This window comes from Kitasatospora sp. NPDC001261 (assembly GCF_042896795.1).
GTDB lineage: Bacteria > Actinomycetota > Actinomycetes > Streptomycetales > Streptomycetaceae > Kitasatospora.
Window position 1 is genome coordinate 59,471 of record NZ_JBIAXP010000028.1, and the last position, 15,842, is coordinate 75,312.

A 15,842-nucleotide genomic window follows, 5' to 3' on the forward strand; every position below is an offset into this window, starting at 1 on the left:
TCCTCCCCTCGGCGGTCCGGTGGCCGGGTCAGGCCGGTGGGCCGCGAGCATGCTCGATCGCGTGCTGATGATGCCGGGCCGGCGGGGCCGTCCCGTCGGCGGGTGTGCCGTTTCTGGCCGTACCCGGTGACGGGTCGTGCCATGCGGTGCTCGGTACCGGGCCGGTACCGGCGCGCCGCGCCTTCGTTCCCGGGGCCCCTCGCCGCGGCCCGGCACGCCGTCAGGTCCGGCGGCCCGGTCGGCCGGTGACGCCCTTCCCCCGCGGCCCGCACCCGCCGTGACGCTCGGCCCCCTGGTGGCCACCGGTCATGGTGCCGCACGCGGCCGCCGACGGCTGCCGGTGTCCGGGCGCTCTGGTCCGCACCGCCCGGTGATCGGCCCGCCCGAACCGGGCGGAGACCCCCGGAGTGAACGCCGCGCACCGCCACCAGGTCACGCCCCGCCGCTGCGCCGCTGGTCGGGACGGTTCTGCCGGGCGGCCGTACAGCTTCCGTCGGAACGTCACCGGGGCCTCGGCGCGGGCGCGTCACCGTCCGCGATCCGGGGCCGGCACTCGTCTTGCGGGCCTCCGTCGGGCCCGCTCGGGGCGGTCGTCGGCCGGGGTCGGCCGACCGGTCGGACGGACGGGGCGGTCGAACCGGTGCTCGACCGCCGCCAGGATACGGTGCGGGGGTCGCGGCCCCCGCACCCGGTGACCCCGTGAACCGCGACGCCATCGCTGTGACCAGCAGAGACCGAGGAGTTGCATGTCCACCATCAGCCGGCTGCCCGGGATTGTCACGACCGACCACGTGTTCCAGCTGCCGCTCGACCACGCCGCCCCGCAGGGCGAGCAGATCGAGGTGTACGCCCGCGAGGTGGTCGCCGCCGGCCGCGAGCGGGCCGACCTGCCCTGGCTGGTCTACCTCCAGGGCGGGCCGGGCGGCAAGGCCGCCCGGCCGCTCGGCCGGGACTCCTGGCTGGAGCGCGCCCTGGACGACTACCGGGTGCTCCTGCTCGACCAGCGCGGCACCGGGCGGTCCACCCCCGCGACCCGGCAGACCCTCGCCCGGCGCGGTGGTCCGCAGGAGCAGGCGGACTACCTGGCCCACTTCCGCGCGGACTCGATCGTCCGGGACGCCGAGCTGATCCGCGAGCGGCTGCTCGGCGCCGACCGGCGCTGGAGCGTGCTGGGCCAGAGCTTCGGCGGCTTCTGCACCCTCACCTACCTCTCCATCGCCCCCGAGGGCCTGACCGAGGCCTTCATCACCGGTGGCCTCTCCGGCCTCGGCAGCTCGGCCGACGACGTCTACCGCGCCGCCTACCCGCGGGTGGTCGGCAAGAACGAGGGCCACTACGCCCGGTTCCCGCAGGACGTCCAGGCGGTGCGCCGGATCGCGGCCCACCTCGCCGACTCCCCCGCGACCCTGCCGGACGGCGGGCTGCTCACCGTCGAGGCGTTCCAGGCGCTCGGCATGCTGCTCGGCGGCGGCAACGGCTCCGGCACGCTGCACTACCTGCTGGAGGAGGCCTGGGTGGAGGGCGCGGCCGGGCACGAGCTCTCCGACACCTTCCTGGCCGGCGCCCAGGCACAGCTCTCCTTCGCGGGCGGCCCGCTCTACGCGGTGCTGCACGAGTCGATCTACGGCCAGCGGTCGGTGGACCAGGGCGGCACCGCCTGGGCGGCCGAGCGGGTCCGCAAGGAGTTCCCGCAGTTCGACGCCCGGGCCGCGCTGGAGTCCGACGCGCCGGTGCTGTTCACCGGGGAGATGATCTACCCCTGGATGTTCGACACCGACCCGGCGCTGCGCCCGCTGAAGGAGACCGCGGACCTGCTCGCCGCCCGCACCGACTGGCCCGACCTGTACGACCGGGTGCGACTGGCCACCAACACCGTGCCGGTCGTGGCGGCCGTGTACCACGACGACATGTACGTGGACACCGCCGACTCGCTGGAGACCGCCCGCGCGGTGCGCGGCCTGCGGACCTGGATCACCAACGAGTGGGAGCACGACGGCCTTCGGATGAGCGGCAGCACGGTGCTGGACCGCCTGATCAAGATGGCGCACGGCGAGGCGTAGCGGCCCTCGGGCTGGCGCCGCGGCGCGGAGCGGCTCAGTGCGCACGGTGGCCTCCTCCCGCCGCCCGCCGGACGCCCCGGCAGCGGTGGTGGCCGGTCCGGGCGGCGGCGGGCACGCAGGCCGCCGCCCGGCCGAGCCGCAGGCCCCGGGCGAACCGCTCCCCGGCCACCCTGGCGTGCCCGGGCGCCACAGCCCGTCCGGGCGCCGACAGCAGGGCGACCGCCCCGGCGCCACCGCCGTCCGGCTCCGGGCCTCCCGAGCCGTCCGGGGCGCCCTGCCCCGGATCCGTCGGTACCGACGCCGTGGACGAGCCCTTCCGGCGACCGCCACGCCGGTGCCGCCGCGCGCCAGCCGACCGCCCGGGCCGCTCACCGGGGGCCTCGCCGGCGCCCGGGGCGGCGGGCCCGGCGCCCGCGTCGTCGCGGAGGGGCACCCCCTGGGCGGGCGGCGGCGCCTCGGCGTTCGGCGCTCCGCCCGCCGGAGGCCGCGCTTCCTCGCCCGGGGCCGTGGCGTCCCCGGGCTCCTCGCGCCGCCGGCGCTGGGCCTCGACGGCGGCCAGCAGCCCCTGGGGCGTCATGCCGTCGTTGAGCGACTCGTAGAGCAGCTCGGCCAGTAGGTAGCCCGGGGCGAGCCGCAGGACGTGCCCGAGCACGACCCGGGCCGTCGCCGTGTCCCCGGCGACCCAGGACGTCCAGGCCAGCAGGGTGAGCGGGGCCACCGCACAGCCCTCGTACGGCGGCACGGCCCGCCGGGCGAGGAAGCGCCAGAGCCGCTCGGCCGGGGCCAGCTCGTCGGGCCTGGCGTACTCGACGCCGCGGTCCCGCACCAGGCGGTCCCGCAGGGCGAGCAGCAGCTGGGCCGTCCGGTCCGCGTCGAGTTCCCTGGCTCCGGCCCGGAACTCGGCGAAGGCCTGGTCGAGCAGGGCGAGGCGCTGCTCCCTGGCGAGGGCGTCCACGGCCTCGGCCCGGGCGAGCGCCTCGCGCTGGGCGGCGTCCGCCGGCGGACCGACCGGGTCCAGCCCGCCGATGATGGCCTTGCGGCTGCCGCGCGGCACCAGGCCGGCCACCGTCGCGGCGGCGGCCGCCGGACCGGGCTCCGGGCTGCGCCGCACCGGATTGCCCGCCGCGTCGCAGCACCCGTCGCCGCGGCAGAGGAAGGACCACCAGCGGCCGTCCGAGACGCACAGCGCCTCCTTGACGGCCACGCCCCGGCGCCCGAAGGCCGCCCGGAGGGCCTCCGCCAGCGGCCGCAGCCCGTCCACCACCGGCGGGGCGTGGGCCGTACCGCGGTCCTGGCAGAGGTAGAGGAGCACCTGGAGCGGCCGGGCGCCGTGCCGCTCGGAGAGGGCGACCAGCAGGGCGGCCGTCTCCTCCGCCGCGGCCGGCCACTGCGCGGGCGACCGCGGCAGGTCCGCCCGGATCACCCCGCCCTGGTGCAGGCCAGGGCCGTGGAGCCCCACCGCGACGATGCTGTCGTCGGGGTAGAAGCCCAGGAAGTACGGAAGCAGCTCGGCCATGTCGGCCGGGCCGCGCATGACGACCTGCCGGTGGTCGGAGGCCGGTCCGAGGGACAGAATGACGTGTTCGTTGTTCATCGCGTTCATGGCCGCAAGAGTGGACGCAATCCGCGAACGGCGTCGGAACCGACTTTTTTCCTGTGGATAACTCCGCCCCCGAATTTTCCCTCACTCATTCGGAGCAGGCGACACTCCCTCCCGCGAGTGGATTTTGACCGCCGTTCAGCGGATCAGCGGATGAAATACACCCCGCCTTCCCCCGTCTCCGCTCCCCGGCATTCGTCGCTTGTCGGCGGTACGGGGTTACATGGACGCCATGCAGCAGCCCGACATCCACACCACCGCCACCGCCGACCGCGCCGAGGTCCGGGCGCGGGCCGAGGCCGTCCTGCGCGAGCTCGCCGGCCCCGGAGCCACCCTGCGCGAGGACCAGTGGACGGCCATCGAGGCCCTCGTGGTCGACCACCGCCGCGCCCTGGTCGTCCAGCGCACCGGCTGGGGGAAGTCCGCCGTCTACTTCATCGCCACCGCCCTGCTCCGGGCCCGCGGCGCCGGGCCGACGGTGATCGTCTCACCGCTGCTCGCCCTGATGCGCAACCAGGTCGAGTCGGCCGGCCGGGCCGGCATCCAGGCCCGCACGATCAACTCGGCCAACACCGACGAGTGGACCGCGATCCAGGAGGAGGTCGCCGACGGGAAGGTCGACATCCTGCTGGTCAGCCCCGAGCGGCTGAACAACCCGGACTTCCGCGACCAGGTGCTGCCCGAGCTCGCCGCCTCCACCGGCCTGCTCGTGGTCGACGAGGCCCACTGCATCTCGGACTGGGGGCACGACTTCCGCCCCGACTACCGCCGGCTGCGCACCATGCTCGCGGACCTGCCGCCCGGCGTCCCGGTGCTGGCCACCACCGCCACCGCCAACGCCCGGGTCACCGCGGACGTCGCCGAGCAGCTCGGCACCGGTACCACCGACGAGCACGCCCTGGTGCTGCGCGGGCCGCTCGACCGGGAGAGCCTCACCCTGGGCGTGCTCTCCCTGCCCGACCCGGCGCACCGCCTCGCCTGGCTGGCCGACCACCTCGACCGGCTCCCCGGCTCGGGCATCGTCTACACCCTGACGGTGGCCGCCGCCGAGGAGGTGACGGCCTTCCTGCGCGAACGCGGCTTCCCGGTGGCCTCCTACTCCGGCCGCACCGAGGACGCCGAGCGCCGCACCGCCGAGGCCGACCTGCTGGCGAACCGGGTCAAGGCGCTGGTCGCCACCTCCGCGCTCGGCATGGGCTTCGACAAGCCCGACCTCGGCTTCGTGGTGCACCTCGGCTCGCCCAGCTCGCCGATCGCCTACTACCAGCAGGTCGGCCGGGCCGGGCGCGGAGTGGACCGGGCCGAGGTACTGCTGCTGCCCGGGCGCGAGGACGAGGCGATCTGGCGCTACTTCGCCTCGCTGGCCTTCCCCCCGGAGGATCAGGTGCGCCGCACCATCGACGCGCTGGCCGAGGCCGGCCGGCCGCTCTCCACCGCCGCCCTGGAGCCCCGGGTGGACCTGCGCCGGGCCCGGCTGGAGACCATGCTCAAGGTGCTCGACGTGGACGGCGCCGTCCGCCGGGTCAAGGGCGGCTGGACGGCCACCGGCCAGAGCTGGGAGTACGACACCGCCCGCTACGCCAAGGTCGCCGCCTCCCGGGAGGCGGAGCAGCGGGCGATGCGCGACTATGCGGCGGGCACCGGCTGCCGGATGGAGTTCCTGCGCCGCCAGCTGGACGACGAGGAGGCCGCGCCGTGCGGCCGGTGCGACAACTGCGCGGGGCCGCTGCACACCCCGGACGTCTCCGCCGAGGCGCTGGCCGCCGCCCGGGCCGCGCTCGGCCGCCCGGGCGTGAGCTTCGAGCCCCGACGGCTCTGGCCGACCGGGATGGACGCGCTCGGGGTGCCGCTCAAGGGCCGGATCCCGGCGGGCGAGCAGGCGGAGACCGGCCGTGCGCTCGGCCGGCTGTCCGACATCGGCTGGGGCAACCGGCTGCGCACCCTGCTCGCCGAGCAGGCGCCGGACGTGCCGGTGCCCGGCGAGGCGGTGGACGCCCTGGTGGCGGTGCTCGCCGACTGGGCCCGCGGTCCGGGCGGTTGGGCCGGGCCCGCGACCACGGAGGGAGCCCGGCTGGACCGGCCGGTCGGCGTGGTGACGATGGCCTCCTCGGCCAGGCCCCGGCTGGTCGGCAGCCTGGGCGCGCGGATCGCCGAGATCGGGCGGCTGCCGCTGCTCGGCCGGATCGAGTACGCCGGCGGGCTGCCCCCGCACGGCGCCCGCAGCAACAGCGCCCAGCGGCTGCACTCGCTGGCCGGCGCGCTGGTCCTGCCACCGGAGGTCGAGCAGGCGGTGGCGGCCGCCGGTGGGCCGGTGCTGCTGGTGGACGACCTCGTCGACTCGGGGTGGACGGTCACCGTGGCCGCCCGGCTGCTGCGCCGGGCGGGGGCGAGCGCGGTGCTGCCGCTGGTGCTGGCCGTGCAGGGGTGACCCAACGCCGGAAAACCGGCGAAGGAGCCCTCCCGTTCACTCGAATGGCCCAACAGAAAGGATCAAGCGAAGCGATTTCGATCACACCGGTCGAACGGCCCGAGAAAGGAGTGGTCACCCGTGCCGACGACGGCTCACCCTGCCCTCCGGGCGTTGTGGATCAAGGCCCGGAGGCACCTCTACGGCGGTCGGGCGACTGTGGAACATATCCGGCAGACCATGGGCTATCGGATGGCGTTCATCATTTCATCGTTGCCGCTCCGCCCCCGATGCCCCGAGAATTGGGGGGTACCCGAAATCCGGTCCGCTGGACCCGCCCTTCGGCGTACCCAGGCACCCGCCTGCCCACGGGCCAGGAAGGAGGATCGTGATCAACGGTATCGGCCGAGGTCAGAATCCCTTCTCCGGGAGCCCGGAACCCAGACGGGTGCTGGACCTGGAGACCTGGACCGCCTCGGGGATCCCGTTGCTGCGCGACCCGCGCGAGTTCGTCGTGGAACTGCACCAGCGCCACCTGCCCCAGCCGGGCACCGTCGTGGTCGCCGTCCTGGACGCGCTCCACCACCTCGCCGCCTCGGCCTCGTTCACCCCCTGGCCGCACGACACCGACGGATGGCAGCACCGCAACGCGCTGCTGGCGAACCTGCGCCGGATCATCCCGCACGACCTGCGACTGCCCGAGCCGACCCGGACGGCCCTACTGCTGCGCTGCCGCGACGGCGCACCCGGCTGGACGGCGCAGGACGGCGCCTGGATGTGGGCGCTGCGGGACGCGTCCGCACTGCACGGACTGCGCTGCGGGGCGTACATCGGACTCACCCCGGCGGGCTGGCAGGTCCTCGGGGACGGTCGGGGCGGGCGCAAGCCGCACTCGGGCTCCTGGGCCGAGGGGCCGGTGCACACCGTGACGGAACTACCGCCGCGTTCGGCCCTGGAGGCCCCTCGCGGCCAGCAGACCCGCCTGCTGGCGGCCGACCAGGCCAAGCGCGGCGAGGACACGGCGCGCTCCCCGCAGTCCGAACCCCCGTGGGCCGCGACGCGGGCCGCGGCGGCCGAACCGACCCGCCGTACCGGCACGCGCTGAGTCCGCGGCAGCCCTCGGCCGTCGGGCCGTCAACACCGGCCTTCGACAACGGCCGTCGGCACCGGCCGTCAGCCACCGGGGGCCGCGGGACGGACCTCGGGCCCGGCACCGTACGGCGGCGCCGGGCCCGAAGTGGACGGCTGTGGTCAGGCCTTGCCCGGGCGGCCCGGCGTGGTTCCGGCCGCGCCCTTCGCGGCCGGGCCGGCGTCGCCGCAGACCACCAGCAGCGCGGTCGCGTGGTCGAGCGCCCTGGCGTACGCCTCGGCGGCCCGGGCGGACGGTCCGCCGTTGACCACCAGGACGACCACCTCGCGACGGACCGGACGGGTCAGCGCGGCATCCGCGTAGAACACGTCCCCGCCCTCGGCGAGCTGCGCCCAGTAGCGCTCCTCACCGAAGGACAGCTCGTGCTGCTGCCAGGGGTGCGCTTCGCCGACCGTCAGCACCAGGATGTCGCCCGGAGTGCGGCCGGACTCCAGCAGCAGGTCGACCGCGTCGTCGGCGCGCTCCACCGCCTGTGCCGGGGTGGCGGCGATCCGCTGGACCTCCACCCGCGGTTCGGCGGGGGCCGGGCGGCGCGGTGCCGGCCCGGGCTTGGGGACCAGTTGCGGCGGGCCCGGACGGGCGGCGCGCGGCGGGGCCGGGCGCGGGGGCGCCGGACGGGGTCCGGGCACCGGAGCCGGGGCGACGACGGTGGTGGGTGCGGTGGCGGGGGCTTGTGCGTCCGACTCGCGGAGGAAGGGAACGCCGGGGCCCGGGAGGCTCTCGTGAATCTCCGGCTCCTCGGGGAAGACAGGCATACCCGGATATCTATCAAATGCCGGTCGGACGCGCACGGGCACCCCACCCCTTGGGCGCCGGCCTCCTGCCGCCCCCTCCCGGGGCAATTCCAGACGGACCGTCAGAAACCGAGCGTCAACTGTTCGTCGGCGGACCCCTGGCCGTCGCCCGCACCCTCCCGAACGCGCTTGAGATGGCGCCACTTCGGCAGTCCGTCCATGTACGCCCAGGAGAGCCGGTGGTGCTCGGTGGGGCCGAACTCCTCCAGCGCGGCACGGTGCACCGGGGACGGGTAGCCGGCGTTGTCGGCGAAGCCGTAGTCCGGGCATCCCTCGCCCAGTTCGGCCATCAGGCCGTCGCGGTGGACCTTGGCGAGCACCGAGGCGGCGGAGACGCAGATGCAGGACTGGTCGCCCTTGATCACCGTGCGCACCCGCCAGGGTCCGCCGAGGTAGTCGTGCTTGCCGTCCAGGATCACCGCGTCGGGTTCGACCGGCAGCGCCTCCAGCGCGCGGACGGCGGCCAGCCGCAGCGCCGCCGTCATGCCGAGCTCGTCGCACTCCTGCGGGGTGGCCTGCCCGAGCGCGTACGCGGTGACCCAGTCGGCGAGGACGGGTGCGAGCGCGCGACGGCGCAGCTCGGTGAGCAGCTTGGAGTCGGTCAGCCCTTCCGGCGCCTTGCGCAGACCGGTGACGGCCGCGCCCACGGTGACCGGCCCGGCCCAGGCGCCGCGCCCGACCTCGTCGAGACCGACGACGATCTTGGCGCCGGCCCGGCGAAGCGAGCGTTCGACGGAGTGCGTCGGGGGGACGATGGGCATGGCGTAATCCGTTCAGCGGGGGCAGCCTCCAGCCTAAGCCCGCTCATGACCGCCGAATCCGCCTCCCGGGAGGGAGGGGTCCGGGGGAGGCACCGGGTCCGGCAGTGCCCGGGCCCGGCACCGACCGCCTCAGGCCCGGATCATCGGCTCCAGCACCTCGTCCACCAGCCGACCGGCGAACCCCGGCCCCATGTTCTCCAGCCCGCGGATCTTGACCTGGTAGAGCAGCACCGCCGGAATGACGTCGGCCACCAGCGGGGTGGCCGCACCGGGCCGGACGTCGCCGCGCTCGGCACCGCGACGCAGGATCTCCAGGATGGTCCGCGCGGTCGGCTCGATGACCCGGTCGGTGATGAAGGCCTTGAAGACCTCGGCCCGCTCCTGGTCGATCTCGCCCATCAGCGCGTTGAGCGCGGAGCCCGTCGGGGAGGCCATCGCCTGCGTGAACCCCTCGATGAGCCGGTGGAGTTCGTCACGCGCGGACCCGAGGTCGGGGGTGTCGTAAGGGCGTGGAAGAGTGGCGTCCAGGGCGTGGATGACGAGTTCGTCCTTGGACGCCCAGCGCCGGTAGAGTGCGGCCTTCCCGGTCCGCGCCGCGCCGGCGACCCCTTCCATGGTGAGCCGCGCGTATCCGCCGGAGGTGAGCTGGTCGAGGGCGGCCTCGAAGATCGCGTTCTCCAGTTCCTTCCCCCGGCGCCGCGCCGGCCGCGTCAGCGCCTGGCGGGCGGCCCGCACCGGACAGAAGCCCGGTTCGCCACCCGGCCCCGAGCCCGACCCGGCGCCCGACCCCCCTGACGCCACCCCGACACCCTCCTCCCCCGGTCGAACGGCCCCGGACCGGACAGCCCCGGACCGCACGGCCTCAGGCCGGAGGACCTCGGGCCGAACAGCCGCCTCTCCGGGCGCCGGCCCCGCCGAACCACCCGGCGACCGACCGGACCGGTCCGCCACCAGGCGTCGCACCAACCGCTCCATCGCCACCACCCTTAAGGAACGCTTGCGTTCACAATCACGGCCAGGATATCGTCCCGCTTAGTGAACGATCCCGTTCCTTCTCGGCCTGCGCAAGGGCGCAGTGCCATGCCCGGACCGGCGACTCCGCCGGCCCCGCACCACCGAGCACATAGCCAGCAGGGGGCACATTCGTGGCTATCTCCGACACGCTCAGCAAGAACCCACCACCGCGGACGAACCAGGGGCGGGGCAAGGGCATCACCCTGACCGTCATCGCCGCCACCCAGCTCATGGTGGTCCTCGACGCGACCATCGTGAACATCGCACTGCCGCACATCAGGGACGCCCTGGGCTTCTCGACCACCGACCTGTCGTGGGTCATCAACGCCTACACCCTGACCTTCGGCGGGCTGCTGCTGCTCGGCGGTCGAGCGGGCGACATCCTCGGCCGCCGAAGGGTGTTCATCTTCGGCACCCTGCTGTTCGGCCTGGCCTCACTGCTCGGTGGTTTCGCGCAGGACAGCAGCCTGCTGCTGGCCGCCCGCGCGCTCCAGGGCATCGGCGGCGCGATCTGTTCCCCGACCGCCTTCGCCCTGATCGCCACCAACTTCGACGAGGGACCGGAACGCAACCGCGCGTTCGGCGTGTTCTCGGCGGTGGCGGGTTCCGGCGCCGCGATCGGCCTGCTGGCCGGCGGTCTGCTCACCGAGTACCTGAACTGGCGCTGGGTGTTCTTCGTCAACGTGCCGATCGCCATCCTGATCGCGATCGCCGCGCCGCGCCACATCGCCGAGTCCGAGCGCCACCCGGGCCGCTTCGACCTCCCCGGCGCCCTCACCTCGACGCTCGGCCTGGTCGGCCTGGTCTACGGGTTCATCCGGGCCGCCTCGGACGGCTGGTCGGACGGCATCACGCTCGGCTCCTTCGCGGCCGGCGCGATCCTGCTCGCCGCCTTCCTCGTGGTCGAGAGCCGCACCGACCAGCCGATCACCCCGATGCACCTGTTCGCCAACCGCAACCGCACCGGCGGCCTGGTGATGATGCTCTGCCTGGCGGCGGCCATGTTCGGCATCTTCTTCTACGTCGTGCTGTTCGTGCAGGGTCCGCTCGGCTACAGCCCGCTGAAGGCCGGCGTCTCCTTCCTCCCGATCAGCGTCGCGATCATCATCGCCGCGCAGATCGCCTCCAACCTCCAGGCCAAGTACGGCCCGAAGCCCTTCATGGCGGGCGGCGCACTGCTGGTCACCGTCGGCCTCACCTGGCTGACCCAGATGAGCAAGGACAGCGGCTACCTGGACGGGGTCCTCGGCCCCACGGTGGTGTTCGGCTTCGGCATGGGTCTGATCTTCGTCCCGGTGATGCTGCTCGCGGTCGCGGGCGTCCCGGGCGAGGAGACCGGCGCCGCCTCCGGCCTGCTCAACTCGATGCAGCAGATCGGCGGTTCGCTCGGCCTGTCGATCCTGACCACGGTCTTCGCGCACTACGCCACGGCCGAGGCCGCCGTGCAGCTGCCGAAGTTCATGGAGAGCGCGAAGCCTGAGCAGCTGGCTTACCTCCAGCAGCACCACGAGTTCCCGCAGGGCACCGACGCCGCGAACACCGTGCTCACCCAGGGCATTTCGCACGGCTTCATCGTGGGCGCCGCGCTCGCGGCGGTCGCCCTGCTCGTCGCGGTCTTCGTGATCAAGGCCAAGGCCAGCGACCTGCCGAGCGGCTCCTCCGCCGTCGCGATGCACTGACGCCGCCACCGCGCGCCGACGCCGCAGGTGACGGACCGGCGCCGCACGACGCCAAGGGCCGGCCGGGAGCAGCACGCTCCTGGCCGGCCCTACCGCTGTCCGCGGCCCCCGCCTCCACCCTCGGGCGGCCTACCAGGCCTCGGACGCCAGCCCCGCCTGATCGCAGGCCGTACGGCCGACCGTCGTCGAGTCGACCCTCGGCCGCTCCGCCAGGATCTCCCGGGCCCGGGTGGCCGCGAGGTTGGTGGCGTACCAGGGCTTCGACTCCGCCCCCAGGCCCTGCCCGATCAGCTGCAGTGCACAGCTCCGCTGCGGCTCGGGGAGCCGGTCCAGGGCAGGCACCGCGTCCGCCGAAAGCCCGCGGACGTTGCGCAGGTCGATGGCCGCGGTGCGCGGGTCGTCCCGCAGGGCCTGCTCGTACCGGGTGACGTTCTGCTCGGCGACGATCGCGTCCGGGCCCATCAGGCCGTAGACCGCGACGGTGAGCATCCCGCTGAGGACGACGACGCGCGGCAGCCAACCGGCGCGGCGGGTCAGCCCGGCGGCGATCAGCAGCAGGAAGACGGCGCCCAGCCAGACCTCGACCACCAGTACCCAGAGCCGCAGCCGGGTGAGCCCGGAGGCGTCCACGTAGAACCACATCCGGCCGAGCGCCGAGGCCACCACGGCCAGCGCCAGCAGGCAGAGCAGTCCGAGCAGGATCCGCGCCACCCGGCGGTCGGCCACGGTGGTGCGCGGCGCCCAGCGGTTGGCGACCGCCACTACAACCAGCGTCAGCACGGTGATCACGCTCAGCTGCCAGAAGCCCTGCCGGGCGTACTCGGAGCGGCTCATCCCCGTGTTGCTCAGCACGGCGTCCGCTCCGCCGAGCACCACCACGGCCTGGATCACCGCGAAGACACCGAACATCAGGTTCAGCCCGATCAGCGGAAGCGCCCACTCCAGCCGCCGCCGCTCCCGGCCCGGCCGGATCACCGTACGGTCCCAGCGGCGCGGGCCGGCGGCCATATGCGCGAAGCCCAGCACGGTCACCGTTCCGAGCACGAACAACGCGCCGCGCCCCGGGAGCTGGTCGAGGTCGAGATCCGGGCTGAGACCGCCCAGCAGATCCGCCATGGCGGCGTCGGCGCTGGCGAACAGCAGGCCGAAGACGGTCAGCAGGGCGGCGGCGACCCCGAGCGCCTTGAGCACCGGGACGATCCGGTCGCGGCCGGGCAGCGGCCGCCGGTCCATGCTCTCCCAGACCCAGACCACCGAGGACACCAGCTGCCACACGATGCCGGGCAGCGGGAACAGCACACCCGGCCAGCGACGGCCGCCGTGCAGCGCCAGCGAGGCCAGCGCCAGCGCACCGACCACGGCCGGCACCGCGGGCCAGCCGGCGTCCCACCGGGCCGGGACGGCGAGCAGGGCGAGGGCGAGCAGGCTCCACACCGCCGTCCAGGGCCGGATCCGGCGCCCGGCCGTCCGGGCGGCGATCCCCGCCCCGACAGCGGTGGCGGAGCCGAGCAGCAGCAGGTTGGGCCCCAGGCCGTCGTAGAGCAGCCAGGCCGTCAGCAGGCCGGTGAGCAGGGCCGCCAAGAGGATCTTGGGGGTGGCCCCCGCCCGGCGCTCGGGGGCGCTGGGGGCCAGCCACGCGGGGGGCGAGGGCACAGCCACGCCGGGCGCCCGGCCCGGGCCCGGCCTGCTCTGCGGGCGGGTGCCCGTCGGGCGGTACGGACCGTACGGGTCGAACGCGTCGTACGGGTTGGACGACTCGGTCGGCCCCGGCGCGACTGGATCGGGCGACCTGGTCGGGTCGGGTGACCCAGTCGATCCCGGCGTGACCGGATCGGGCGACCCGGTCAGGTCGGGTGCCCCAGTCAGGTCAGGAGACTCGGTCAACCCCGGCGCGATCAAGTCGGGCGACCCAGTCGAGTCAGGTGACCCAGTCGGATCGAGCGACTCAGTCGACCCCGGCGAGGTCGAGTCGGCCGACTCGGTCGGACCGGGCGAATCGGACGGGGCAGGCGTGGACGGGCCTGGCATGAGTCCCCCTCAGTGGTCGGCAGGCATGCGGACGCCACCCATCGGGCGGTCCGCGGACCGGCGCGCTCAGCGCCCGGCCGCTGCCGACTGTAGACCATTCTGAACAAGTTCAAAAATCAGTTTCGAACGTGTTCAGAATGCCCTCACCACCACAGGACTCCCCTGGCTACCCCTTCACCGATCCGGCCAGCAGCCCCCGGACGAAGTAGCGCTGGAGACTGAAGAAGACGATCAACGGAACGATGATCGACAGGAACGCCCCGGCCGTGAGCAGCTCCCAGCGCCCGCCGAGGGAGCCGGACAGCTGCGCCAGCCGCACCGTCATCGGCGCCACCTCCGGTGTGCCGCCCGCGAAGGTCAGTGCCACCAGCAGGTCGTTCCAGACCCACAGGAACTGGAAGATCGCGAACGAGGCCAGCGCCGGGGTGCACAGCGGCAGCACGATCGAGCGGAAGATCTTGAAGTGCGAGGCGCCGTCCACCACCGCGGCCTCCATCAGGTCGCGCGGCAGCTGGGCGATGAAGTTGTGCAGCAGGAACACCGCCAGCGGCAGCGCGAACATGGTGTGCGCCAGCCAGACCGGTGCGTAGCTGCCCTTGAGGTCCACCGCCGGGATCAGCGTCAGCGAGCCCAGGTGCGCACCGCCGGCGAACAGCCGCAGCAGCGGGATGAGCGCCATCTGGAGCGGCACCACCTGGAGCGCGAACACCGTGAAGAAGACCGCGTCGCTCCCCCGGAACCGCACCCAGGCCAGCGCATACGCCGCCATCGCCGCCAGTGCCAGCGGGAAGACCGTCGCCGGGACGCTGATCGCCAGCGAGTTGACCAGGAAGGGCATCAGGCCAGTGGAGGCGCCGGACCCGCCCTCGAACAGCACCGAGTGGTAGTTGCCGAGGCCGAGGTCCGGATGGAGGAAGGCGTTCCACCACCCGCTGGTCGTCACGTCCTGCTTGGGGCGCAGAGAAGTCACCAGCAGGCCCAGCGTCGGGATCGTCCAGAGGACCGTCATCGCGATCACGAACACCGAGGCCAGCGGACTGCTGAAGGCCTTCCGCACCGGCTGCACCGACCGCGTCGACTTCACCGGCCGCACCGACCGCGCCGCCTTCACCGACCGCACCGACTCCACCGGCCGCTCCCGGCCGCCCGTCCCGGTCACCGGACCTCACGCTCCTTCCGTAGCTGCACGATGTTGTAGGCCACCAGCGGCAGCACCGCGAGGAAGAGGAGCACCGCGAGGGCACTGCCCCGGCCGGAGTTGAACTGCACGAAGGACTGCGAGTACATCTCGTTGGCCAGCACCTGGGTGCCGAAGTTCCCGCCGGTCATGGTGCGGACGATGTCGAAGGCCTTCAGGGTGATGATCATGACAGTGGTCAGTACGACCATCACCGTGGTGCGGATCATCGGCACGGTGACGTACCAGAACAGCCGCACCCCGCTCGCGCCGTCCAGCCGGGCCGCCTCCACCACCTCGTCCGGGATCGCCTTGATCGCCGCCGACAGCACCACCATCGCGAAGCCGGTCTGCACCCAGACCATCACCGCCATCAGCAGGAAGGTGTTCAGCGGCTGCGAGAGCAGCCAGTTCGGCGGATCGTCCCAGCCCACGGCGACGGCGAGTTGGCTGAGCAGGCCGATCTGCGGCTGGCCCGGCCCGCGCGACTCGTAGACGAACTTGAAGATGATCGACGCGCCGACCAGCGAGATCGCCATCGGCATGAAGATCAGCGACTTGTACACCGACTGGCCGCGCATCCGGTCGACCAGCAGCGCCAGCACCAGTCCCAGCCCGGTCGCCACGAGCGGCGCGACCACCAGCCAGAGCAGCGTGTTGACCAGCACCTTCTGCACCGAGTCGGAGGTGAGGGCCCAGCCGAAGTTCTCACCGCCGACAAACCGGGTGCCGTCGTCGTTCTGGAGGCTGAGGTAGACCGTGCGGACCAGCGGCACGACCAGGCCGACGGCCAGCAGCAGCACCGCCGGGCCGAGGAACACCGCGACCGCCAGCGGCCGGGCCAGGCGGCCCCGGGCCCGACCGGCCGCCAGGAAGACCACCAGCAGGATGCCCAGGAAGCCCGCGACGGCGCCGAAGGTGTTGCCGAACTTGACCGCCGCGTCGTTCCAGGAGCCGACCGCCAGGTTCTCGGCGACCAGCCTCCCAGCGGCCGATTCGGCGACGGGTGACGGGAATCCGGTTACGGACATGGCTGCGCTTCCCTTCGGGTGTGGTGGGAAGGGGGGCGGGGGGTGCGGGTGGGTGGGCCCCCCCCCCCCGCGACAGGTGGTCCTCGGTGTGGCCGACCCCCCGGAACCGGCTCCACGGGGTGGGCCCCCGAGGGCGGCGCC

Annotated in this window: 11 protein-coding genes; 4 read left to right on the top strand and 7 right to left on the bottom strand. The window is 73.9% G+C overall.

What is annotated here, in order from left to right:
• Positions 1 to 746: 746 nt before the first annotated feature.
• Positions 747 to 2,060, top strand: coding sequence for an alpha/beta fold hydrolase (locus tag ACFY4B_RS31970; RefSeq protein WP_387973858.1), 1,314 nt, complete (start codon positions 747 to 749; stop codon positions 2,058 to 2,060).
• A 34-nt stretch (positions 2,061 to 2,094) separates the two neighbouring features.
• Here the strand turns inward: ACFY4B_RS31970 and ACFY4B_RS31975 are convergent, their stop codons facing one another.
• Positions 2,095 to 3,663: a DUF4192 domain-containing protein gene (locus ACFY4B_RS31975; protein ID WP_387973861.1), complete on the bottom strand. Its 1,569-nt coding sequence runs from the start codon at positions 3,661 to 3,663 to the stop codon at positions 2,095 to 2,097.
• A 229-nt stretch (positions 3,664 to 3,892) separates the two neighbouring features.
• Here ACFY4B_RS31975 and ACFY4B_RS31980 point away from each other — a divergent pair, with 229 nt between their 5' ends.
• On the top strand, positions 3,893 to 6,088 hold the full coding sequence (locus ACFY4B_RS31980; RefSeq protein ID WP_117491988.1) for a RecQ family ATP-dependent DNA helicase: 2,196 nt from the start codon (positions 3,893 to 3,895) through the stop codon (positions 6,086 to 6,088).
• Positions 6,089 to 6,515: 427 nt separating this feature from the next.
• Positions 6,516 to 7,172: a hypothetical protein gene (locus tag ACFY4B_RS31985; RefSeq protein WP_387973864.1), complete on the top strand. Its 657-nt coding sequence runs from the start codon at positions 6,516 to 6,518 to the stop codon at positions 7,170 to 7,172.
• A 146-nt stretch (positions 7,173 to 7,318) separates the two neighbouring features.
• On the opposite strand, the gene ACFY4B_RS31990 is transcribed toward ACFY4B_RS31985, so the two are convergent.
• The 3 genes from ACFY4B_RS31990 to ACFY4B_RS32000 form a co-directional block, all read right to left on the bottom strand.
• Entirely contained in the window at positions 7,319 to 7,972 is a 654-nt protein-coding gene (locus ACFY4B_RS31990; protein WP_387973867.1) for a hypothetical protein, read from the bottom strand.
• A 101-nt stretch (positions 7,973 to 8,073) separates the two neighbouring features.
• Positions 8,074 to 8,772, bottom strand: a complete 699-nt coding sequence (locus ACFY4B_RS31995; protein ID WP_049653099.1) for a ribonuclease HII — start codon at positions 8,770 to 8,772, stop codon at positions 8,074 to 8,076.
• A 129-nt stretch (positions 8,773 to 8,901) separates the two neighbouring features.
• On the bottom strand, positions 8,902 to 9,573 hold the full coding sequence (locus ACFY4B_RS32000) for a TetR/AcrR family transcriptional regulator (protein ID WP_387973869.1): 672 nt from the start codon (positions 9,571 to 9,573) through the stop codon (positions 8,902 to 8,904).
• Positions 9,574 to 9,917: 344 nt separating this feature from the next.
• Between ACFY4B_RS32000 and ACFY4B_RS32005 the strand changes: the two genes are divergently transcribed.
• A complete protein-coding gene (locus ACFY4B_RS32005) occupies positions 9,918 to 11,465 on the top strand; it encodes an MFS transporter (RefSeq protein WP_049653101.1) in 1,548 nt (515 codons plus the stop codon).
• Positions 11,466 to 11,594: 129 nt separating this feature from the next.
• On the opposite strand, the gene ACFY4B_RS32010 is transcribed toward ACFY4B_RS32005, so the two are convergent.
• The 3 genes from ACFY4B_RS32010 to ACFY4B_RS32020 form a co-directional block, all read right to left on the bottom strand.
• A complete protein-coding gene (locus ACFY4B_RS32010) occupies positions 11,595 to 13,124 on the bottom strand; it encodes a DUF4153 domain-containing protein (RefSeq protein ID WP_387973872.1) in 1,530 nt (509 codons plus the stop codon).
• Between the two features lie 535 nt (positions 13,125 to 13,659).
• Positions 13,660 to 14,652, bottom strand: a complete 993-nt coding sequence (locus ACFY4B_RS32015; RefSeq protein WP_387973875.1) for a carbohydrate ABC transporter permease — start codon at positions 14,650 to 14,652, stop codon at positions 13,660 to 13,662.
• Positions 14,649 to 15,701, bottom strand: a complete 1,053-nt coding sequence (locus tag ACFY4B_RS32020; RefSeq protein ID WP_117489729.1) for a carbohydrate ABC transporter permease — start codon at positions 15,699 to 15,701, stop codon at positions 14,649 to 14,651. Before ACFY4B_RS32020 ends, ACFY4B_RS32015 begins: the two co-directional genes overlap by 4 nt.
• Positions 15,702 to 15,842: the final 141 nt, after the last annotated feature.

Bases quoted from the DNA above. Each gene is read 5' to 3' on its own strand.
- ACFY4B_RS32020 (WP_117489729.1), bottom strand. From the start codon at position 15,701: ATGTCCGTAACCGGATTCCCGTCACCCGTCGCCGAATCGGCCGCTGGG.
- ACFY4B_RS31975 (WP_387973861.1), bottom strand. From the start codon at position 3,663: ATGAACGCGATGAACAACGAACACGTCATTCTGTCCCTCGGACCGGCC.
- ACFY4B_RS31970 (WP_387973858.1), top strand. From the start codon at position 747: ATGTCCACCATCAGCCGGCTGCCCGGGATTGTCACGACCGACCACGTG.
- ACFY4B_RS31995 (WP_049653099.1), bottom strand. From the start codon at position 8,772: ATGCCCATCGTCCCCCCGACGCACTCCGTCGAACGCTCGCTTCGCCGG.
- ACFY4B_RS31990 (WP_387973867.1), bottom strand. From the start codon at position 7,972: ATGCCTGTCTTCCCCGAGGAGCCGGAGATTCACGAGAGCCTCCCGGGC.
- ACFY4B_RS31980 (WP_117491988.1), top strand. From the start codon at position 3,893: ATGCAGCAGCCCGACATCCACACCACCGCCACCGCCGACCGCGCCGAG.